Raw genomic sequence first — 19448 nt, forward strand, 5'->3', positions numbered from 1 at the left:
ATCTACGACATCCTCCCAATGTCGAGACTCCGTTAGATGCAAACCAACTTCACCCCGGCCCAGCTCGCCGATCCCCATGTCGCCGAATCCGAGCAGATCCTGCGCAAATGCGTGCATTGCGGTTTCTGTACCGCCACCTGTCCCACCTATGTGACGCTCGGCAACGAGCTCGACAGCCCGCGTGGCCGCATCTACCTGATCAAGGACATGCTGGAAAACGGCCGTCCCGCCGATGCCGAGGTCGTTACCCATATCGATCGCTGTCTCTCCTGCCTTGCCTGCGTGACCACCTGTCCCTCTGGCGTCGACTATATGCATCTGGTCGATCACGCCCGCGCTCATATCGAAAAGACTTACAGACGGCCGTTCATGAACCGGCTGACGCGCGCCATTCTCGCGGCCGTGCTGCCCTATCCCGGCCGTTTCCGCCTGGCGCTCAATCTCGCCCGTCTCGGCCGCCCCTTTGCCGGCCTGATGCGGGGGGCGGCGCTGAAATCCTTTGCCGCCATGCTGGCGCTGGCGCCGCGCCGCATCCCCGCGCCTTCAGACTTCGCAAAACCCGGCACGCATCGGCCGGAGACGGAACGGCGGGGGCGGGTGGCGATCCTGTCCGGCTGCGCCCAGCCGGTGCTCGATCCCGGTATCAATGCGGCGGCGATCCGGCTGCTGACGCGGCTTGGCGTCGAGGTCGTGGCGCCGCAAGGCGAGGTTTGCTGCGGTTCATTGGTCCACCACATGGGTCGGGCTGAACAGGCGCTTGCAAGCGCTCGCACCAATGTCGATATCTGGACGCGCGAAATCGAGAGCCAGGGCCTCGATGCGATCATCATCACCGCATCGGGCTGCGGCACGACGATCAAGGATTACGGTCACATGCTGCGCCTCGACCCCGTCTATGCCGCAAAGGCGGCCAGGGTCTCGGCGCTGGCAAAGGACATTACCGAGTATCTGGCGACCCTCGACCTGCCTGCCCATACGCCAAGGGGGATCACGGTCGCCTATCATTCCGCCTGTTCGCTGCAGCACGGCCAGCGCATCACGCTTGCGCCGAAGCAATTGCTGAAGGCGGCCGGCTTCACCGTGCGCGATCCGGCCGAAGGCCATCTCTGTTGCGGTTCGGCCGGCACCTACAACATCATGCAGCCGGAGATCTCGGCGGCGCTGAAAGCACGCAAGGTTAAGAACATCGAAGCCACCAAGGCCGATATCATCGCCACCGGCAATATCGGCTGTATCACCCAGATCGCCACCGGCACCGATATCCCGATCCTGCATACCGTCGAGCTTCTCGATTGGGCCTATGGCGGCACTGTGCCGGAAAAATTAACTGGTTTGCCGTTAGGCTGAAGAGAATGCAGCAGGCCCGTTCGGGCCGCTCCCGGGAGGTTGGGCGATGTGGCGGGGAATGATTGTACTTGCGGGACTGCTCGGTGCGGCAGGTGCGGCCCAGGCCGACAGCCGCCTATTCTGTTCCGCCGATGACGCGCAAGCGCGCTTCACCCTCGAAAGCGGTTTTGCCAGCGATGCCGGCCACAGGCTCAACCATTTCCGCGGTGCGCTGATCGTTAAGGATCCCGCGCAAGCGGCCTTCGCAAAACGTCTGTTCGAATCGCATCATCTGAGCAACCACTGGTCGCGCGATGGCGAGCTGCTCCTGGAAGTGTTCGACGGCGGTGGTGACGATACCGGCGGCGCAACGCTGGATCTGGTGGTGGTCGCCGGCAAGCGCGGCAAGCCGACCGCGAATTTCAGCGGTACCTATTCCCTGACGATCGAAGGTGGTGAGAAACCCTACGTCGCCGAGGGCAAGGTCAGCTGCGGCACGAAATAGCCCCGCAGCTGAAATTCAATTCATTACCAGTGGAAGGACACGCCGACGTTGACGGCGTTGGTGAAGATGTTGGTCTTCAGCCGGTCACCGCTGTCGATCGGAACGTCGACGCGCGAATAGGTGCCCTTGTATTCGACGAAGGTCGACCAGCGCTCGGTCACCTTGAAGTCGACGCCGGCCTGCGCCTGCAGCGTCACGCCGCCGAATTCGTAAGCCCAGGTCTTGCCCTGCGGGCGAATCACTTCGACATGCGGAATGTTCACGCCGATACCGGCGCCGACATACGGCGTCCAGCGGCGGGCCGGATCCTTGAAACGATAGAGACCGTTCACGGTGAGCAGGTTCAGGCCATCGGTGAATTCGAAATGAGACCAGCCGGCCTTGGCGAGCGTGTCGTCGTCCGCATAGACCTTGTCATGGGTAAAATCGAGCGAGATACCCCAGTTCGGCTTGTTGAAGTCCTCGAGCCACCAGGTGACGCGGGCGCCGTAATAGGGCGGGCTGCCGAAGGACTTGCCTTCCCAGCCGGCGGTGAAGCTGGTCCCGTCCGAGACGTCGACGCCACTGTGCGGCGCGGTCTGATAGCCGCCGTAGATGGAGAATTCCAGATCTTCCGCCGAGGCAGAGGCTGCTGAATAGATTGTGAAAAGCGCGATGCCCGCAAGCAGGGAGGCGGAGGAACGCAGCGCATATGTCATTGAATATCCCCGATATTGCAAATATGTCGACTCTTAGGCACCTGTGCCAGCTTTCCGCCGTAAAGTCTAAGGAAAAGAAAAGGCGCGTCGAAATGCGCCTTTCGTTTTTTCGTGAGTGTTGCTCAGCCGCCGAACATCGTGCGCAGCACGTCGATGCCCTTGTCCTCGAACGCGACCTTGCCCTGCTTGTTGCCGGGACCGATGACGATGACCTTGGCGCCGACGGCGGCGCGATCATAAAGATGCATCACGTCGGCGTTCATCATGCGGATGCAGCCGGAAGACATGTTGAGGCCGATCGTCCAGGGCTGGTTGGTGCCGTGGATGCGGAAGATGGTGTCGCGGCCGCCCTGATAGAGGTACATGGCGCGGGCGCCGAGCGGATTGTCCTCACCGCCTTCCTGGAAAGCGGGAATGATGTGGCCCTTGGCGGCCTCACGGCGGCGCATTTCGGCCGGCGGCGTCCAGCTCGGCCATTCGGCCTTGCGGCCGATCTTGACGATGCCGGACCAGCCGAAGCCGTCGCGGCCGACGCCGATGCCGTATCGGGTGGCGCGGTTGTTGCCTTCGACGAGGTAGAGATACTTGTTGTTCGTATCGATGATGATGGTGCCGACTGCTTCCGTCGTCACCAAGCGCACTTTCTTGCGCTTGAATTGTGGCTTCACATATTTCGGCATCTGCGCCACGCGCACGATCTGGGCCGGCCGCCGTGTATTATCGGAGGCTGAGCCGGCAGGCTCGGAGAAGGCTGGCGTGGACATCAAGGACAGGACAAGTCCGGCCGCGGCCAGTCCTTGCATCAATTTGATCATGATCGGTTCCCCTCAAGCAACTCCGGCCGAAGCTACATGATCTTCTGCCCGATTCAAGATCGGTACGGCCTAATAAAGCAATTTTAAGGAGTGGAGCCGCGTGTTCTTGCGGCTTCCAGACTATAGGGTGTGCCGTTACATGACGATGACGCGGGTGCCGACGTTGACGCGGTCGTAGAGATCGACGACGTCCTCGTTGCGCAGGCGGATGCAGCCGGAAGAAACGGCGCTGCCGATCGACCAGGGCGCATTGGTGCCATGGATTCGGTAGAGCGTCGAGCCGAGATACATGGCGCGCGCGCCGAGAGGGTTTTCCGGGCCGCCGTCCATGCGCGCCGGCAGATAGTGGCCCTTTGCGGCTTCGCGGCTGATCATCTCGGAAGGAGGCGTCCAGTTCGGCCATTCCGTCTTGCGAGTGATCTTGTGGACGCCCGCCCATTCGAAACCCGGCTTGCCGACGCCCACACCGTAGCGCCGCGCCCTGCCGCCTTCCATGACGAGATAGAGAAAGCGGTTGTTGGTATCGATGACGATTGTGCCTGGCTTTTCCGTGGTGGTGTAGTCGACCATCTGCGGCAGGTATTGCGGCTCGATCGGATGGCGGATCGCCGGTATGCCGGGATTGATCGTCGAAACGGTCTGTGGCGCTGCCTGCGGCGCCTGGCGCAGGACGCGGCGCTGGAAAAGCCCGCGCTGCTGCCGCTGGACGACCGGCCGCTGGTAGACGACGGGACGAACCTTGCCGCCGAGCTGATTGATCCATGGCGCGGTCAGATCGGGACTGAGGATGACGGGCGGCCGGGTGGCGTAGCGGTCGTCTGCAATGGCGGCCGTGGAGAAGATGCCGCAGAAGGCTGCGGCAAGAACAAGGTGTTTCATCATCGGACGAACTCTCTACAAATGACCGAAAATGCGCTGGCGGAATATGTCCGCCCGCCGAGACGCTGCCACCTTATCCGCCAGCGATTGGTAAAGATCGATTCAGGAAAGATCGGCCGGCCGGATAAACTTTTCGTCAGGGTTACCGATCGGTTTGGAAAGACGGTTTGCAAATGGTAAAGCCGGAATCATGACCGGAGAACGAAGCGGATCCCGGAGAATGAAGCGCACATGAGCACGTCTGGCATCATCATCGGCGAGGACGGTAGGAGCCGCTGTCACTGGCACGCCAATCTGCCGGACTATCTCAGATATCATGACGAGGAATGGGGCCGCCCTGTCACCGATGATATCCGCCTTTTCGAGAAGATCTGTCTCGAAGGATTCCAATCCGGCCTTTCCTGGCTGACCATCCTGCGCAAGCGGGAGAATTTCCGCGCCGCCTTCGCCGGCTTCGACTTCGAGAAAGTTGCCCTCTTCGACGATAAGGATGTCGCCCGCTGTCTGGCCGATGCCGGCATTATCCGCCATCGCGGTAAGATCGTTTCCACCATCAACAACGCCAAGCGCGCAATCGATCTCCGGGACGAATTCGGCTCGCTCGCCCATTATTTCTGGCGCTACGAGCCCGGTCACAACGAGCGGCCGGCGGTGGTCGACCGTGGCCACATCGTCGCCAATCCGACGACGCCGACATCGGTAGTCATGTCGAAGGATCTGAAGAAACGCGGCTGGACCTTTGTCGGCCCGACCACAGTTTATGCCTTCATGCAGGCGATGGGCCTCGTCAACGATCATCTGGAGGGCTGCTTCTGCCGGCCCGAGGTGGAGGCGATGCGCGCCGTCCTGATTCGACCATGAAAGAACTGTCCGTGAAAATCTCGATCGCTGCCCTTGCCCTGTTCTTCTTGCCGGCCTTCGCCATGGCGCAGACGCCGCAGCTCGATCCCGGCGAGAAGCTGGAGAAGCTGCAGTTCCCGGCCGTCACCATGCAGCTCAAGGGATGGACGAAATTCGGCAAGGGCCGCGTCTACACGTTGCCGGTGCGCGCAGGTCAGCACGTGAAGATCGATTTTTCCACCAAGAGCAAGTTTGCCTTCCTGGCGATTTTCGACCTGTCGAAACCGGATGACGAGGCTTTCTTCGGCACCGACGAGGATGGCATGAGCTTCCAGACGACGGTGAAGGAAAATACCACCTGGCTGCTGCGTCCCTATTACTCCAAGGTTTCGCCGCGCCGCGGCCTCGGGGCGCCCTTCAGCATCCTGATCGAGCCACTGGCGGTTGCCCCGCAGCAGCCACAGCCGCAGCCGCCCGCCGAGCCGGAATCTCCGTCGCTGTTTCCGAAGGCGCCGCCCAAGGCGAAATGAAGCACGGCCGACTATGCGAGCCGTTCGATCAGCTCGCGCAATTCGCCGAGATGGCCGATCTTGCGGAAACGCGGTGCCTCGCTCGGCTCGTCCACATGTTCGAGCACCCAGGTGAGTTCGTGCGGCACGAAGACGCCGTAGCTGCCGGCCGCGATCGCCGGCACAATATCCGATTTCAGCGAGTTGCCGACCATCATCGCCCGCTCGGGCCCGTCGCCCACCTTGGCGAAGATGCGGCGATAGGTGACGGCCGTCTTGTCGGTAACGATCTCGACCGCATCGAAGAAGTCGCCGAGCCCGGATTGGGCGAGCTTGCGCTCCTGGTCGAAGAGATCGCCCTTGGTGATCATGACAAGGAGATATTTGCCGGCGAGCGCTTCCAGCGTTTCGCGTGCATGCGGCATGGTCTCGACCGGGTGGCTGAGGAGGTCGCGGCCCGTATCGAGGATCTTGGCGATGACGCTCGCCGGCACCTTGCCCTCGGTGATCTCGATTGCGGTCTCGATCATCGACAGCGTGAAGCCTTTGATGCCGAAGCCGTAATGGCGAAGGTTGCGTTTCTCGGCCTCCAGCAGCCGCTCGGAAATCTTCGGACCTTCGGCGAAATCGGCAAGCAGCTCTGTAAAATGAGCTTCCGTCAGTCGGTAATATTGTTCGTTCTGCCAGAGCGTGTCGTCGGCATCGAAGCCGATCGTCGTCAGGGCTCGCGTCGTCACATGTGCACCTCTTGAACTATGGCCGGCAATCTATCGGCCGCCTGTGTCGAGACAAGGGCGTTCGCTTCGGATGCGACAAGGCCTGGCGTTGAAAAACGCCGCCGTCGCACTACATCGAATTGGCCTCACCCAGCAGCCAGCCACGGCTGTGCCTGTCGCGCGCAGGCCAATAATCAAAAAATGAAGTTCTTGAGTCCGCAAGTCCCTCTTGCGGCAGAAACAAAGGATTTTTTTCGACCATGCGTTACAACCAACTCGGAAATACGGGGCTTTTCGTCTCGGAAATCTGCCTGGGCACGATGACCTTCGGCGAAGCCAAAGAAGGCAGCATGTGGGGCGCCATCGCCGATGTCGACCAGAATGCCGCCGACCGGATCGTCGAGCGCTCGCTTGCAGCAGGCGTCAATTTCATCGACACGGCCGACGTCTATTCATCCGGCGAGTCCGAAAGGCTGCTCGGCCAGGCGCTAAAGAACCTCGATGTGCCGCGCAAGGACGTCGTCATCGCCACCAAGGTCTATGGCGTCATGGGCGACAAGCCGAACGACCGCGGCGCCTCGCGCGGCCATATCATGGATTCGGTGGAGGCGAGCCTCAAGCGCCTGCAGACCGATCATATCGACCTCTATCAGATCCACGCGACCGACACGGTGACGCCGATCGAGGAGACACTGCGCGCTTTCGACGACCTCGTTTCGCGCGGCCTCGTGCGTTATATCGGCGTTTCCAACTGGCAGGCCTGGCGTATTTCCAAGGCGCTCGGTCTCTCCGAACGCCGCGGCTTTGCCCGCTTCGAAACCGTGCAGGCCTATTATTCCATTGCCGGCCGCGATCTCGAACGGGACATCGTGCCGATGATGCAGGAGGAGAAGCTCGGGCTGATGGTCTGGTCGCCGCTCGCCGGCGGTCTGCTCTCAGGCAAATATGGCCCCGGCGCACCCGGCAACGGCGAAGGCCGCCGCGCCAATTTCGATTTTCCGCCCGTCGACAGGGACAGGGCCTGGGCCTGCGTCGCCGTCATGCGGGAGATCGCGGAAAAGCATGGTGCCAGCGTCGCGACCGTCGCGCTGGCCTATATCCTCGCCAAGCCTTTCGTCACCTCGGTGATCATCGGCGCCAAGCGTGTCGATCAACTCGACCAGAACCTTGCCGCCGTTGGGCTGAAGCTCGACGAAGGCGATATGCAGAGGCTCGACGAGGTGAGCGCGCTGGCGCCTGAATATCCGGGCTGGATGCTCGCCCGCCAGGCCGCCGGACGCCGCCCGGCCGATTTCGAGCCGAAGGACTGAGGTCGGTTTGAAGATTGGGGATCGCCTGCCGTATCAGGCGATCCCCTTCAGCAATGGCTGATTACTTCCCGTGGGCCTTGAGCCAGGCATTCATCTCCGCGATCTCGGCTTCCTGCGCCTTGATGACCGATTCGGCGAGCTTGCGGATTTCGGGATCCTTGCCGGATTGGAGCTCGACCTTGGCCATGTCGATTGCGCCCTGATGGTGCGGGTCATGCTGCGGACGAAATCGACTTCGGCATCGCCTCTCTATTCGATCATCATATTCTTGTGCATCTTGTCATTTGCCTTGCTGAAGGCTTGGCTGGCCGCATCATGGCTGCCCATCGGCTTGCTCATGAGCTTGTCTTCGGCAAATACGGGGCCGGCATCCTGATCACCAGCCGGCAATGACCTTGTGTTCGATCCGGTAATCCCTGCTCTCCTCGCCGAGCGGAGCGACAGGCCATTTCCAGGCAGCTTTTGCCGGCGGCGGGGCGACGCCGTGCAGCAGGTCGGCCTCCTCATGTGTCTTGCCGTTGCGGTCTATGACGGCATAGGCGATATCGGTCACAAGGCAGTGCTGGCAGGAAAGTCCCGAAAGCCCGGTGAGATGCGCCGCGATCAGTCTCTCCACCGTATCTTCAGGCATTCGACCGGCCGCCTCGGCTGCATGGCGCCGCTTCACGCCGCGGCCGATCTGGGACAGGAGATTGGCGGAAATCACAAGATCGAGATAGGGCACGCCACGCAGGAAGCCGAGTGGCTCCACCTCTCTGCCGGCGGCGAGATCGTCATAGCCGGAGAGGTCGCGCTCTATCAGCCGAATGTTGCGATAGCCCTTCGCCGCAAGCCACAGCCGCACCGAGGCGAGATGAACGAGATCGATGAGCACCACCGTGTCGAAATCGCGCGCCAGCTCTTCGATCGGCACGTCCCGCAACAGGCCGGACCCCAGCACGACTGCGGTCCGCTTCTGCCTCAGTCCGGCCGCCGCCGCACGGATTGCGTTGCGGCTCTTCTCCTCGTGGTCGGCCCAATCGCCGGCGCAGCGCCCGGCCCGTGACCAGAGGTTGACGGAATAGCGGATGAACTTCCGGTGGGGCTTGCCGGTCAGCGGCAATGTCGTGGCATAGAGGAGCGCCTCGGTGATCATGAGCATATCCGCATTCTGAAGATGCCTGATTGTTCAATCGATTCTGGCAGCGCCATCAAGTCCCTTCGCCCTTGCCGCTCCCCGCCCAATCCGCTAGGACACCGCCACTGTCATAGTCAGCGGAACTCCCGGAAATGAACGACAAGCAGAAGAAACCGCAAAAGCTCAAGGCCCGCCTGCCGCGCGGCTTCGTCGACCGTGCGGCCGTCGATATCCGCGCCGTCAACGAGATGACGGCAAAGATCCGGGAAGTCTATGAGCATTATGGTTTCGACCCCGTGGAAACGCCGCTGTTCGAGTATACCGACGCGCTCGGCAAGTTTCTGCCCGACAGCGACCGGCCGAATGAAGGCGTCTTCTCGCTGCAGGACGATGATGAGCAATGGATGTCGCTGCGCTACGACCTGACGGCGCCGCTCGCCCGCCATGTCGCCGAGAATTTCAACGAGATCCAGCTTCCCTACCGCACCTATCGCGCCGGTTACGTCTTCCGCAACGAGAAGCCGGGTCCCGGCCGTTTCCGCCAGTTCATGCAGTTCGATGCCGATACGGTCGGCGCGCCGGGTGTCCAGGCCGATGCCGAAATGTGCATGATGATGGCCGATACGCTTGAGGCCCTCGGCATCAAGCGCGGCGACTATGTCATCCGCGTCAACAACCGCAAGGTCCTGGACGGCGTTCTGGAGGCGATCGGCCTCGGCGGCGACGGCAAGGCGGGCCAGCGGCTCAACGTGCTGCGCGCTATCGACAAGCTCGACAAGTTCGGCCCGGAAGGCGTGGCGCTGCTGCTCGGTCCCGGCCGCAAGGATGAATCCGGCGACTTCACCAAGGGCGCCGGGCTCGACCAGGAGCAGATCGACAAGGTGCTGTTCTTCGTCGGCATCAGGGATTACGCCGAAAGCGCCGCACGTCTCGCCGATCTCGTTGCGGGCACGTCGAAGGGCGCCGAAGGCGTCGAGGAGCTGAATTTCATCGGTGCGCTCATCACGAGCGCCGGCTACGGCTCCGACCGCATCAAGATCGATCCCTCCGTCGTGCGCGGCCTCGAATATTATACCGGCCCGGTCTACGAGGCCGAGCTTCTCTTCGACGTCACCAACGAGAAGGGCGAAAAGGTCGTCTTCGGCTCCGTCGGCGGCGGCGGCCGTTACGACGGACTGGTCTCCCGCTTCATGGGCCAGCCGGTCCCGGCGACCGGCTTTTCGATCGGCGTCTCCAGAGTGATGACGGCGCTGAAGAACCTCGGCAAGCTTGGGGCGAGCGAGGTGATAGAGCCGGTGCTGGTGACGGTGATGGATGGCGACGTCGAGGCGATGGGGCGCTATCAGCGCTTTACCCAGCAGCTTCGGGCCGCCGGCATCCGCGCCGAGATGTTCCAGGGCAACTGGAAGAAATTCGGCAACCAGCTGAAATATGCCGACCGCCGCGGCTGCCCCGTCGCCATCATTCAGGGTGGTGACGAGCGCGCTCAGGGCGTCGTCCAGATCAAGGATCTGATCGAGGGCAAGCGGCTTTCCGGCGAGATCGAGGACAATGCCAGCTGGCGCGAAGCCCGCGTGGCGCAGGAGACGGTTACGGAAGCCGATCTCGTCGCCAAGGTGCAGGAAATCCTTGCCGCGCAGGCGGAGGATCGGAAGAGAGCGGGCGGCGATGTCTGAGCTATACCCCCCTCTGCCCTGCCGGGCATCTCCCCCACAAGGGGGGAGATTGAATGGGGGCGGCCTCTTGCCCCCGTCAAACGCCATAGTTCGCCAGCGCCACTTGGCGCACCCTCAATATAGCAGGAGACCGGTGCGTCTTGCCGATCTCCCTCCTTGTGGGGGAGATGCCCGGCAGGGCAGAGGGGGGGCACTTCCGGAACGCTCCTCGCCTGTTACTTGGAGTGCGGCATGCCCCTGATCAACCTCCCCGAATTCGCCGCTGACCTGCTGGCGGAGTTCGACGCGCGCAAGGCCGAGCGCATCGACACGCCTGTCATTCAGCCGGCCGAGCCATTCCTCGATATTGCCGGCGAGGATCTGCGCCGGCGCATCTTCATGACCGAGAGCGAAACGGGAGCGAGCCTCTGCCTGCGTCCCGAATTCACCATCCCCGTCTGTCTGCGCCACATCGAGACGGCGACCGGCACGCCCAAGCGTTACGCCTATCTCGGCGAGGTCTTCCGCCAGCGCCGCGACGGCGCCAACGAGTTCTATCAGGCCGGTATCGAGGATCTCGGTGACATCAACATACCGGGCGCCGACGCCCGTGCCATCGGTGACGCCACCGGCATTCTCGCCCGCCTGCTGCCGGGCCGGCGCCTGTCGGTGACGCTTGGCGATCAGGCAGTGTTCGAGGCGGTCGTTCAGGCACTCGGCCTGCCGCTCGGCTGGCAGAAGCGGCTGATCCATGCTTTCGGCAATATGACGCAGCTGGAGGCGCTGCTGGCCAGCCTCGTCAGTTCGCAATTCGTCACCGGCCTCGACGACGATATTGCCCGGCTTGTCGCATCAGACGACGAGCCGGCGCTGGTCGCCCATATCGAGCAGGAAATGCAGGCGACGGGTTACTCGACGAATGCCAGCCGTTCGCCGCTGGAGATCGCGCGGCGGCTCAAGGAAAAGCTGATTCTGTCGGAAACACGCCTCGACGACGCCGCCTTCCATGTGCTGGAAGAGTTCCTGTCGCTGCACGTGCCGCTCGTCAATGCGTCCGCAGCGCTTGCCGGCTTTGCCGACGCTGCCGGCCTGAAGCTGGGCAATGCGCTGTCTCGCTTCAACGGCCGCGTCGGCGCCCTTGCCGATGCCGGTGTCGACCTGTCCTGCCTTGATTACCGCGCCGCTTTCGGGCGTCCGCTCGATTATTACACCGGCCTCGTCTTCGAGGTCACCGCGGAAGGCTCGAGCGCTGTTCTCGCCGGCGGCGGCCGCTTCGACCGGCTCTTAACCTTCCTCGGCGCGACGGATCGCATTCCTGCCGTCGGCTTCTCCTTCTGGCTCGACCGCATCGAAACCGAAAGGGCAGCCGCATGACCATCACCATTGCGCTTCCCTCCAAGGGCCGGATGAAGGACGACGCTTCGGCGATCTTCGAGCGGGCCGGCATGCCGATATCGGCAGTCGGCAACGACCGCTCCTATCGCGGCCGCGTCGAAGGCTGGGACAATGTGGAGATCGCCTTTCTTTCGGCGTCTGAAATCTCCCGGGAGCTCGGCAACGGCACCGTCGATTTCGGCGTCACCGGCGAAGACCTGATGCGGGAGGGTTTTGCCGAGGTCGACAAGCGTGTCGAATTCTGCGCCCGGCTTGGCTTCGGTCACGCCGATGTCGTCGTCGCGGTGCCTGAAATCTGGCTTGATGTCGAGACCATGGCCGATCTCGGCGATGTCGCTGCCGATTTCCGCGCCCGCCACGGCCGGCGCCTTGCCATCGCTACCAAGTACTGGCGCCTGACCCAGCAGTTCTTTTCGAGCCAGCACGGCATCCAGCTTTATCGCATCGTCGAAAGCCTTGGCGCGACCGAGGGGGCTCCGGCGTCCGGTTCGGCCGATATCATCGTGGATATCACCTCCACCGGCTCCACGCTGCGCGCCAATCATCTGAAGGTTCTCAAGGACGGGATCATCCTGCATTCAGAGGCTTGCCTCGTGCGGGCCTGCAAGGGTAGCCACGCGGATGAGCCGGCCGTGCAGGCGATCATCGAGGCCGTGCGCACCGCCCTCTGAACTCCGCGATCGAGGCACAAGAAAACCCGCCGTCGGATGTGACGGCGGGTTCTGCATGTCTGGGAGGAGGACCTGCTGTATTAGGCAACCGCGTAGGCGCCGCGGCGGGCATCGAGCGAATAGGCGCCTGCGCCGTTGGTGGCGAGCATGATATAGGCGCCGGCGAGCGTGATGTTCTTCATGAAGTTGACGAAGTTCAGGCCGTTCAGCCAGGCATTGGCGGCCGCCGGGAAATCCGGAACGTTGATCGGCGAGAAGTGGAAGACGAAGCCGGTGAAGACGCAGAAGACGGCGAGCAGCCAGCCGACGATGCGAACCTGGAAACCGACGAGAACGGCAAGGCCGGCAGCGAGTTCGAAGAGGCCGGCGAGATAGGTGAGCGCCGTGGCAGCCGGCAGGCCTGCACCGGCGATCATGCCGGCAGTCGAAGCCGGATCGGTTATTTTGCCGAAGCCGGCGAAGATGAACATGAAGGAAAGCAGGACACGGGCAATCAGGATGATGACGTTGTTCGACATGGACGTTGTCTCCGTTTGAATGACTCTGGAGATCTTGGTGCCCCGGCACCGTATCGACCTCGGATGGCTCCTATGTCGCTTTTTTCTTCGGTTGTGGAAAGATAAACGGAAGCGGACACTTCGTTCAATAATATGAAACGATGTGCTTGCGAGGCACCGCTTGCCTTTGTTGAGCCAGGTCTCTTATGGTCGGCACCCAGCAAGGAGAACCCGATGGCAGACCTATCCGAGTTTCCGATCACCGAGCGCTGGCCGGCAAAAAATCCCGACATCATCCAGCTCTATTCGCTGCAGACGCCGAACGGCGTGAAGGTATCAGTTGCCCTTGAGGAACTCGGCCTCGCCTATGAGCCGCATTATGTTTCCTTTGCTGCCAATGAGCAGAAGTCACCCGAATTCGAATCTCTGAACCCGAACGGCCGCATTCCCGCGATCATCGATCCGAACGGGCCCGGAGGGAAACCGATTGGCCTTTTTGAATCCGGCGCGATTCTGCTTTATCTCGCCGAAAAGACCGGCAAGCTCATCGCCACCGATGCCGCCGGCCGCTACGAATGCATCCAGTGGGTATTTTCTCAGACCGCTGGCATTGGGCCGATGTTTGGCCAGTTTGGTCATTTCTACAAATTCGCCGCCGACAAGGTCGCCAACAACTCCTATCCGGTGGAGCGTTATCGCGATGAATCCAAGCGCCTGCTCGGCGTACTCGAGAACCGGCTGCAGGGTCGCCAGTGGATCATGGGCGATCAATATACGATCGCCGACATCACCACCTTCACCTGGATTCGCGGTGCCGACATCTTCTATGGCGGTCGCGAAGTTCTCGAATATGCGAAATTCCCAGCGATTTTCGATTGGCTGGCGCGCTGCATCGATCGTCCGGCAAGCGAAAGGGGCCTGAATATTCCGGTCAAACCGGAGTAGCGACGGTTCCCGGAAATCACGGAGGCCGCCCGATAGGCGGCCTTATTCATAATCGCCATTCTTGTTGCCGGCTTGTGATCTGCCTTGCGCCTTCGAGCTTGAAGCGGGGAAAGATGAAGACGCCGGTAATGCTGCCGCTGTATTTCTCCTGGAACCCGTTCGACTCGCCCATACAGAAGAGCGGCTGGCGCAAGCCGTTCGGCATGATGATCGTCGTCGAAAAGCAGAAGGAGGAGCAGTGCGTCGCCGCCTGCTCTAACAACTCCAGCACACGGGTGCGATCCTTTGCCTCATAGCAGCGGATCAGGCTCAACAGCCCGCATTCCCGTGTGGAAAGCCCGTGCAGCATCGAGCTCCATTCGCCGAGATGGATCACGCCGCTCGAGAAATCTCCGCTCCACGCCTCAGAAACGGAAAGCTGCGACAACATCTCGTGATTTCGCTTGTTATCGTTCAGCCCCGGCATCAACGGGACGGCTGCATTGGCTTTGGCGATCTTAAACAAGGCGTTCCCCAGTTCGGATGCGGCCCCTCCGCCGCACGCGCGTCAACACAAGAAACAGGATCATGTAGCAGCGGGCATTATGCCCGCGCTGGCGGTCGCCGGCCGTTGCCACAGCCATCGGCCTCCGAAACCGGAAACGTTAGGCCGAACATTATGGCGTCGCATTTCGCGCTCCGGGCTCGCCTGCAGGCGAAGATTATCGCCGGGGCGCACGTCAATTGCTGCGCGGATTTATAGGAGCTTTTAAACAAACGGCAACGGCTTTTTCGGGGGGCGGTGGTGCGGCCGCTTTCTCCGGAGGCTCCGTCATGTATCTAACCGCTCGTCGGAAAAGCAACGAAAATTGCCCCTTTTGACGCGTTTATAGCGCCTTTACTCCAGGACGCTGGACAAATTCTGCCGCGGAACGGGCCGCCTCTGCCTATTTCGCCGGATCGGAAAATGAGCAGCGACACAAGCCTGACGAAAGCTTGGAGGTCGGCTGGCGCGCTGCACGGGATAAAATAGTGCGCAATGAATCGAATCGCAGCGGCAAAAGAAACGGGCGACCCGAGGGTCGCCCTTCCTGTTCCGAATGTGCCGGAATGGATGTCAGTGATGGCTTTGGCCTATCACATCATGTCCATACCGCCAGTTCAGCGCGCTTGACGCGCTGAACCATCTTGGTTGATGGGTGGTTTCATGGACGATGCTGTGACAGGCCGGAGGCCTATCACATCATGTCCATACCGCCAGTTCAGCGCGCTTGACGCGCTGAACCATCTTGGTTGATGGGCGGTTTCATGGACGATGCTGTGACAGGCCAGAGGCCTATCACATCATGTCCATACCGCCCATGCCGCCCATGCCGCCCGGCATAGCCGGAGCGTCCTTCTTCGGCAGCTCGGCGATCATGGCTTCGGTGGTGATCAGCAGCGATGCAACGGAAGCGGCGTCCTGCAGGGCGGTGCGAACGACCTTCACCGGGTCGATGATGCCCATGCCGATCATGTCGCCATATTCGCCGGTCTGGGCGTTGTAACCCCAGTTGTCCTGATCCTTGTCGAGGATCTTGCCAATGACGATCGAGGCTTCATCTCCAGCGTTCTCGGCGATCTGGCGGGCCGGAGACTGCAGAGCGCGGCGAACGATGTTGATGCCGGCTTCCTGGTCGTCGTTGACGCCCTTGGCCGAGATCTTGACGGAAGAACGGAGCAGGGCAACGCCGCCGCCCGGTACGATGCCTTCCTGAACGGCAGCGCGCGTCGCGTTGAGGGCGTCGTCGATGCGGTCCTTCTTTTCCTTCACTTCGACTTCCGTCGAGCCGCCGACGCGGATGACGGCAACACCGCCGGCGAGCTTGGCAAGACGCTCCTGCAGCTTCTCGCGGTCGTAGTCGGAGGTGGTTTCTTCGATCTGGGCCTTGATCTGGGCAACACGGCCTTCAATGTCGGACTTGGCGCCCGAACCGTCGACGATCGTGGTGTTTTCCTTGGAGATCGAAACCTTCTTGGCACGGCCGAGCATGTCGAGCGTGACGCTTTCGAGCTTGATGCCGAGGTCTTCGGAGATGACGGTGCCGCCGGTCAGGATGGCGATGTCTTCGAGCATGGCCTTGCGGCGGTCGCCGAAACCAGGCGCCTTGACGGCAGCGATCTTCAGGCCGCCGCGCAGCTTGTTGACGACGAGGGTTGCGAGGGCTTCGCCTTCGACGTCTTCAGCGATGATGAGGAGCGGCTTGCCGGTCTGGACGACGGCTTCGAGAACCGGCAGCATCGACTGCAGGTTCGAGAGCTTCTTCTCGTGGAGGAGAATGAAGACGTCTTCGAGGTCGGCGACCATCTTTTCCGGGTTGGTGACGAAATAGGGGCTGAGGTAGCCGCGGTCGAACTGCATGCCTTCGACGACTTCGAGTTCGGTTTCGGCGGTCTTGGCTTCTTCAACCGTGATGACGCCTTCGTTGCCGACCTTCTGCATGGCTTCAGCAATGTCGAGACCGACCTGACGTTCGCCGTTTGCAGAGATCGTGCCGACCTGGGCGACTTCTTCCGAGGTGTTGATCTTCTTGGCCTTGGCCTGGAGATCCTTGACGACTTCGGCAACGGCGAGGTCGATGCCGCGCTTCAGGTCCATCGGGTTCATGCCGGCTGCAACGGCCTTGGCGCCTTCGCGAACGATCGCCTGGGCGAGAACGGTTGCGGTCGTGGTGCCATCGCCGGCGATGTCGTTGGTCTTCGAAGCGACTTCGCGGACCATCTGGGCGCCCATGTTTTCGAACTTGTCTTCGAGTTCGATTTCCTTGGCGACGGAAACGCCGTCCTTGGTGATGCGCGGCGCACCGAAGGACTTGTCGATGATGACGTTACGACCCTTTGGGCCGAGCGTTACCTTGACTGCATCGGCGAGAATGTCGACGCCGCGCAGCATCTTTTCGCGCGCGGTGCGGCCAAACTTGATTTCTTTAGCTGCCATGTTTGTGTCTCCTGAATTCGATGTGTTCGGGCAGAAGGCCCGTCAGTCATTTCGGGAAGCGGGCCGGCCGATCAGCCGATGATGCCCATGATGTCGGCTTCCTTCATGATCAGAAGGTCTTCGCCGTTGATCTTGACTTCAGTGCCGGACCACTTGCCGAACAGGACGCGGTCGCCGGCCTTGACGTCGAGAGCGACGACCTTGCCGGACTCGTCACGAGCGCCGGAGCCGACGGCGACGATTTCGCCTTCCTGCGGCTTTTCCTTGGCGGTGTCGGGAATGATGATGCCGCCCTTGGTCTTTTCTTCGGACTCGACGCGACGAACGACGACGCGGTCGTGAAGCGGACGGAAATTGGTGGTTGCCATTGTCTAATCCCTCGATCGAATGACATTCGCGGACCGGAGCGGTCCACATGGATAAGTGTTAGCACTCCTCCATAGTGAGTGCTAGCGCTCGAGCATTTAGGGATGGCTCCGAGAGGAGTCAATGAGAGCAATCACGAATTTTTGCGCCGGAATTGTGAAGAGGCGGCGAATTATCCGAGATTGTCGCCGAAATGTTGTCTAGCCGTTGCGTTTGGCAACCTCGCCATGTCTTGCCGTCCGCGCTCGCAGGGCTTGCCGGCGATCTTGCCTGCCAAGGTGAAGAAAATGCCTTGCCTTCGCCTTGCGCCTTTGCAATGTCACCGGTGACTGAAGCAAATCGGGAAATTGGAATGGCCAGGCGGATCGAAAACTTCTCGCAGATATCAGCTCACTACGACGTGGTGCTCTGCGACGTCTGGGGCGTGGTTCACAACGGCGTCGATCCGTTTCCGAAGGCCGCCGCGGCCCTTCAAGCCGCGCGCGAGAGCGGCCTTGCCGTCGTCCTCATCACCAATTCGCCGCGCCTTTCCTGGCAGGTCGTCGAGCAGTTGCGCCATGTCGGCGTTCCCGACGGCGCCTATGACAGGATCGTCACCTCGGGGGACGTCACCCGCGGGCTGATTTCCGAAGGGCCGAAGACGGTCTTTCTGCTCGGTCCCGAACGCGACAAGGCGCTTCTCGAAGGCATCGGCGTCGAGCGCCGGCCGGCCGCCGAAGCGCAATCGCTCGTCTGCACCGGCTTTTTTGACGACGAAACGGAGAAGCCGGAGGATTACACCGACATGCTCCTGGATTTCCAGGCGCGCGACGTGCCGATGATCTGCGCCAATCCCGACCTCGTCGTCGAGCGCGGCCATCGCATCATCCCATGCGCCGGCGCCATGGCCGCCTATTACGAGCAGCTCGGCGGCAAGACCCGCATTGCCGGCAAGCCACACCGGCCGATCTACGAGGCGACGCTCGCGGCCGCCCGCGAGCTTCGCGGCGATTTCTCCATCGACCGCGTGCTGGCGATCGGCGACGGCATGCCGACCGACGTGCGCGGCGCCTTGAATTACGGCCTCGACCTTCTCTACATCAGCGGCGGTATCCACGCTAAGGAATATACCTTGAATGGCGAGACCGACGAGGCGATCCTCAACGCCTATCTCGAACGCGAAAAAGCCGCGCCGAAATGGTGGATGCCGCGCCTTGCATGAAGAGAAGCCCGCCGATGACCGTCTTCCACCGCAATGAAACCCGGGATCCCTTGCCTGCCCATCTGAAGGGAGGGGTCATCGCCATCGGCAATTTCGACGGCGTGCACCGCGGCCATCAGTCGGTGCTGAACCGCGCGCTCGAAATCGCGAAGGCGCGCGGCATTCCTGCTCTGGTGCTGACCTTCGAGCCGCATCCGCGCACGGTCTTCCGGCCCGAGATGCCGGTCTTCCGGCTGACGCCTGCGCCGCTCAAGGCCCGCATCCTGGAAACGCTCGGTTTCAACGCGGTCATCGAATATCCCTTCGATTACGAGTTTTCGCAGCGCTCGGCCGACGATTTCATCCATTCGATCCTGAAGGATTGGCTCGGCGCTTCCGAAGTCGTCACCGGCTTCGATTTCCATTTCGGCCGCGGCCGCGAAGGCGGTCCGGCTTTCCTGATGAATGCCGGTCAGACCTATGGCTTCGGCGTCACTCTCATCGATGCCTTCCGCGACGAAAACGCTGATGTCGTTTCCTCGAGCCATATCCGCGCGCTCTTGAAGGACGGCAATGTCAGCGAAGTCGCCGGCATGCTGGGTTACCGCTATACGGTCGAGGCCGAGGTGATCGATGGCGAAAAACTGGGCCGGCAGCTCGGTTTTCCCACCGCCAACATGCGCCTGCCGCCGGAGGCCGAACTCGCCGCCGGCATCTATGCCGTCCGCTTCCGGCGCCAGGACGGAACGCTCCACGATGCCGTCGCGAGCTACGGCCGCCGGCCGACCGTCACCGAAAACGGCGCGCCGCTGCTCGAAACCTATCTGTTCGATTTCAGCGGCGATCTCTACGGCCAGCTCTGCGCCGTCTCTTTCTTCGGCTATATCAGGCCTGAGCTGAAATTCGACGGCCTCGATCCGCTCGTCGCCCAGATCAAGCGCGACGAGGAAGAGGCGAGGGTGCTGCTGGCAGGTGTCAAGCCGCTAGGCGAACTCGATCGGAAGCTTTGTTTTCCCTAGATTGCCACGGGTAAAAAACTTCTGCCGGGAGCCGGGTTTGGGTGATGAC

General features: G+C 61.7%; 20 protein-coding genes and 1 pseudogene. 11 read left to right on the forward strand and 10 right to left on the reverse strand.

The genetic code is table 11. The features are described 5' to 3' along the window. Positions 1 to 36: 36 nt before the first annotated feature. Both glcF and J2J98_RS03975 read left to right on the forward strand, forming a co-directional pair. On the forward strand, positions 37 to 1347 hold the full coding sequence (gene glcF, locus J2J98_RS03970) for a glycolate oxidase subunit GlcF (RefSeq protein ID WP_207602393.1): 1311 nt from the start codon (positions 37 to 39) through the stop codon (positions 1345 to 1347). 46 nt (positions 1348 to 1393) lie between these two features. Continuing rightward, a complete protein-coding gene (locus J2J98_RS03975; RefSeq protein ID WP_064706235.1) occupies positions 1394 to 1831 on the forward strand; it encodes a hypothetical protein in 438 nt (145 codons plus the stop codon). A gap of 23 nt (positions 1832 to 1854) precedes the next feature. On the opposite strand, the gene J2J98_RS03980 is transcribed toward J2J98_RS03975, so the two are convergent. The 3 genes from J2J98_RS03980 to J2J98_RS03990 form a co-directional block, all read right to left on the reverse strand. After that, positions 1855 to 2529 carry an outer membrane protein gene (locus J2J98_RS03980; protein WP_207602394.1) on the reverse strand — a complete coding sequence of 225 codons (675 nt, stop codon included), beginning with the start codon at positions 2527 to 2529 and terminating at the stop codon, positions 1855 to 1857. Positions 2530 to 2651: 122 nt separating this feature from the next. Next, positions 2652 to 3344, reverse strand: coding sequence for a L,D-transpeptidase (locus tag J2J98_RS03985; protein ID WP_207602395.1), 693 nt, complete (start codon positions 3342 to 3344; stop codon positions 2652 to 2654). Between the two features lie 135 nt (positions 3345 to 3479). Continuing rightward, positions 3480 to 4226: a L,D-transpeptidase gene (locus tag J2J98_RS03990; protein ID WP_207602396.1), complete on the reverse strand. Its 747-nt coding sequence runs from the start codon at positions 4224 to 4226 to the stop codon at positions 3480 to 3482. A gap of 228 nt (positions 4227 to 4454) precedes the next feature. Between J2J98_RS03990 and J2J98_RS03995 the strand changes: the two genes are divergently transcribed. Both J2J98_RS03995 and J2J98_RS04000 read left to right on the forward strand, forming a co-directional pair. Next, entirely contained in the window at positions 4455 to 5084 is a 630-nt protein-coding gene (locus J2J98_RS03995; RefSeq protein WP_207602397.1) for a DNA-3-methyladenine glycosylase I, read from the forward strand. Beyond that, positions 5081 to 5593 carry a hypothetical protein gene (locus J2J98_RS04000; RefSeq protein ID WP_207602398.1) on the forward strand — a complete coding sequence of 171 codons (513 nt, stop codon included), beginning with the start codon at positions 5081 to 5083 and terminating at the stop codon, positions 5591 to 5593. Before J2J98_RS03995 ends, J2J98_RS04000 begins: the two co-directional genes overlap by 4 nt. Positions 5594 to 5604: 11 nt before the next feature. On the opposite strand, the gene J2J98_RS04005 is transcribed toward J2J98_RS04000, so the two are convergent. Next, the gene (locus J2J98_RS04005) at positions 5605 to 6309 is read right to left on the reverse strand and encodes an HAD family hydrolase (RefSeq protein ID WP_207602399.1); all 705 of its coding nucleotides are present in this window, start codon (positions 6307 to 6309) and stop codon (positions 5605 to 5607) included. 239 nt (positions 6310 to 6548) lie between these two features. Here J2J98_RS04005 and J2J98_RS04010 point away from each other — a divergent pair, with 239 nt between their 5' ends. Then, entirely contained in the window at positions 6549 to 7598 is a 1050-nt protein-coding gene (locus J2J98_RS04010; protein WP_138393855.1) for an aldo/keto reductase, read from the forward strand. Positions 7599 to 7659: 61 nt separating this feature from the next. On the opposite strand, the pseudogene copM reads toward J2J98_RS04010, so the two are convergent. Next, positions 7660 to 8012 (reverse strand): annotated as a pseudogene (gene copM, locus J2J98_RS04015) (CopM family metallochaperone). Next, positions 7975 to 8739, reverse strand: coding sequence for a hypothetical protein (locus J2J98_RS04020; RefSeq protein WP_207602400.1), 765 nt, complete (start codon positions 8737 to 8739; stop codon positions 7975 to 7977). The pseudogene copM and the gene J2J98_RS04020 overlap by 38 nt, the downstream one beginning before the upstream one ends. A gap of 128 nt (positions 8740 to 8867) precedes the next feature. Here J2J98_RS04020 and hisS point away from each other — a divergent pair, with 128 nt between their 5' ends. The 3 genes from hisS to hisG all read left to right on the forward strand — a co-directional run bounded on the left by hisS (position 8868) and on the right by hisG (position 12436). Next, entirely contained in the window at positions 8868 to 10391 is a 1524-nt protein-coding gene (hisS, locus tag J2J98_RS04025; protein ID WP_207602401.1) for a histidine--tRNA ligase, read from the forward strand. Positions 10392 to 10622: 231 nt separating this feature from the next. Next, positions 10623 to 11744, forward strand: coding sequence for an ATP phosphoribosyltransferase regulatory subunit (locus J2J98_RS04030; RefSeq protein ID WP_138393851.1), 1122 nt, complete (start codon positions 10623 to 10625; stop codon positions 11742 to 11744). Next, positions 11741 to 12436 (forward strand): ATP phosphoribosyltransferase, encoded by a 696-nt coding sequence (gene hisG / locus J2J98_RS04035; RefSeq protein WP_064706245.1) that lies wholly within the window; start codon positions 11741 to 11743, stop codon positions 12434 to 12436. Before J2J98_RS04030 ends, hisG begins: the two co-directional genes overlap by 4 nt. 80 nt (positions 12437 to 12516) lie before the next feature. Here the strand turns inward: hisG and J2J98_RS04040 are convergent, their stop codons facing one another. Next, positions 12517 to 12954, reverse strand: a complete 438-nt coding sequence (locus J2J98_RS04040) for a DoxX family protein (RefSeq protein WP_064710873.1) — start codon at positions 12952 to 12954, stop codon at positions 12517 to 12519. A 213-nt stretch (positions 12955 to 13167) separates the two neighbouring features. On the opposite strand from J2J98_RS04040, the gene J2J98_RS04045 reads away from it, so the two are divergent. After that, entirely contained in the window at positions 13168 to 13878 is a 711-nt protein-coding gene (locus J2J98_RS04045) for a glutathione binding-like protein (protein WP_207602402.1), read from the forward strand. A 46-nt stretch (positions 13879 to 13924) separates the two neighbouring features. On the opposite strand, the gene J2J98_RS04050 is transcribed toward J2J98_RS04045, so the two are convergent. The 3 genes from J2J98_RS04050 to groES form a co-directional block, all read right to left on the reverse strand. After that, complete coding sequence (locus J2J98_RS04050; RefSeq protein ID WP_207602403.1) at positions 13925 to 14383, reverse strand: hypothetical protein; 459 nt, start codon at positions 14381 to 14383, stop codon at positions 13925 to 13927. 813 nt (positions 14384 to 15196) lie between these two features. Then, positions 15197 to 16834 (reverse strand): chaperonin GroEL, encoded by a 1638-nt coding sequence (groL, locus tag J2J98_RS04055; protein WP_064693968.1) that lies wholly within the window; start codon positions 16832 to 16834, stop codon positions 15197 to 15199. 71 nt (positions 16835 to 16905) lie between these two features. Next, positions 16906 to 17202 (reverse strand): co-chaperone GroES, encoded by a 297-nt coding sequence (groES, locus tag J2J98_RS04060; protein ID WP_007530391.1) that lies wholly within the window; start codon positions 17200 to 17202, stop codon positions 16906 to 16908. 350 nt (positions 17203 to 17552) lie between these two features. On the opposite strand from groES, the gene J2J98_RS04065 reads away from it, so the two are divergent. Together J2J98_RS04065 and J2J98_RS04070 are read left to right on the forward strand one after the other, a co-directional pair. Beyond that, on the forward strand, positions 17553 to 18401 hold the full coding sequence (locus tag J2J98_RS04065; RefSeq protein WP_207602404.1) for a TIGR01459 family HAD-type hydrolase: 849 nt from the start codon (positions 17553 to 17555) through the stop codon (positions 18399 to 18401). Positions 18402 to 18415: 14 nt separating this feature from the next. Beyond that, a complete protein-coding gene (locus J2J98_RS04070; protein WP_207603074.1) occupies positions 18416 to 19399 on the forward strand; it encodes a bifunctional riboflavin kinase/FAD synthetase in 984 nt (327 codons plus the stop codon). The last annotated feature ends 49 nt before the right edge of the window (positions 19400 to 19448 follow it).

This window comes from Rhizobium bangladeshense, from assembly GCF_017357245.1.
GTDB classification, from domain to species: Bacteria; Pseudomonadota; Alphaproteobacteria; order Rhizobiales; family Rhizobiaceae; genus Rhizobium; species Rhizobium bangladeshense.

Excerpts from the sequence above, each read along its gene's own strand:
- glcF (WP_207602393.1), top strand. The coding sequence starts at position 37 with ATGCAAACCAACTTCACCCCGGCCCAGCTCGCCGATCCCCATGTCGCC.
- J2J98_RS03975 (WP_064706235.1), top strand. The coding sequence starts at position 1,394 with ATGTGGCGGGGAATGATTGTACTTGCGGGACTGCTCGGTGCGGCAGGT.
- J2J98_RS03980 (WP_207602394.1), bottom strand. The coding sequence starts at position 2,529 with ATGACATATGCGCTGCGTTCCTCCGCCTCCCTGCTTGCGGGCATCGCG.
- J2J98_RS03985 (WP_207602395.1), bottom strand. The coding sequence starts at position 3,344 with ATGATCAAATTGATGCAAGGACTGGCCGCGGCCGGACTTGTCCTGTCC.
- J2J98_RS03990 (WP_207602396.1), bottom strand. The coding sequence starts at position 4,226 with ATGATGAAACACCTTGTTCTTGCCGCAGCCTTCTGCGGCATCTTCTCC.
- J2J98_RS03995 (WP_207602397.1), top strand. The coding sequence starts at position 4,455 with ATGAGCACGTCTGGCATCATCATCGGCGAGGACGGTAGGAGCCGCTGT.
- J2J98_RS04000 (WP_207602398.1), top strand. The coding sequence starts at position 5,081 with ATGAAAGAACTGTCCGTGAAAATCTCGATCGCTGCCCTTGCCCTGTTC.
- J2J98_RS04010 (WP_138393855.1), top strand. The coding sequence starts at position 6,549 with ATGCGTTACAACCAACTCGGAAATACGGGGCTTTTCGTCTCGGAAATC.
- J2J98_RS04020 (WP_207602400.1), bottom strand. The coding sequence starts at position 8,739 with ATGCTCATGATCACCGAGGCGCTCCTCTATGCCACGACATTGCCGCTG.
- hisS (WP_207602401.1), top strand. The coding sequence starts at position 8,868 with ATGAACGACAAGCAGAAGAAACCGCAAAAGCTCAAGGCCCGCCTGCCG.
- J2J98_RS04030 (WP_138393851.1), top strand. The coding sequence starts at position 10,623 with ATGCCCCTGATCAACCTCCCCGAATTCGCCGCTGACCTGCTGGCGGAG.
- hisG (WP_064706245.1), top strand. The coding sequence starts at position 11,741 with ATGACCATCACCATTGCGCTTCCCTCCAAGGGCCGGATGAAGGACGAC.
- J2J98_RS04040 (WP_064710873.1), bottom strand. The coding sequence starts at position 12,954 with ATGTCGAACAACGTCATCATCCTGATTGCCCGTGTCCTGCTTTCCTTC.
- J2J98_RS04045 (WP_207602402.1), top strand. The coding sequence starts at position 13,168 with ATGGCAGACCTATCCGAGTTTCCGATCACCGAGCGCTGGCCGGCAAAA.
- groL (WP_064693968.1), bottom strand. The coding sequence starts at position 16,834 with ATGGCAGCTAAAGAAATCAAGTTTGGCCGCACCGCGCGCGAAAAGATG.
- groES (WP_007530391.1), bottom strand. The coding sequence starts at position 17,202 with ATGGCAACCACCAATTTCCGTCCGCTTCACGACCGCGTCGTCGTTCGT.
- J2J98_RS04065 (WP_207602404.1), top strand. The coding sequence starts at position 17,553 with ATGGCCAGGCGGATCGAAAACTTCTCGCAGATATCAGCTCACTACGAC.
- J2J98_RS04070 (WP_207603074.1), top strand. The coding sequence starts at position 18,416 with ATGACCGTCTTCCACCGCAATGAAACCCGGGATCCCTTGCCTGCCCAT.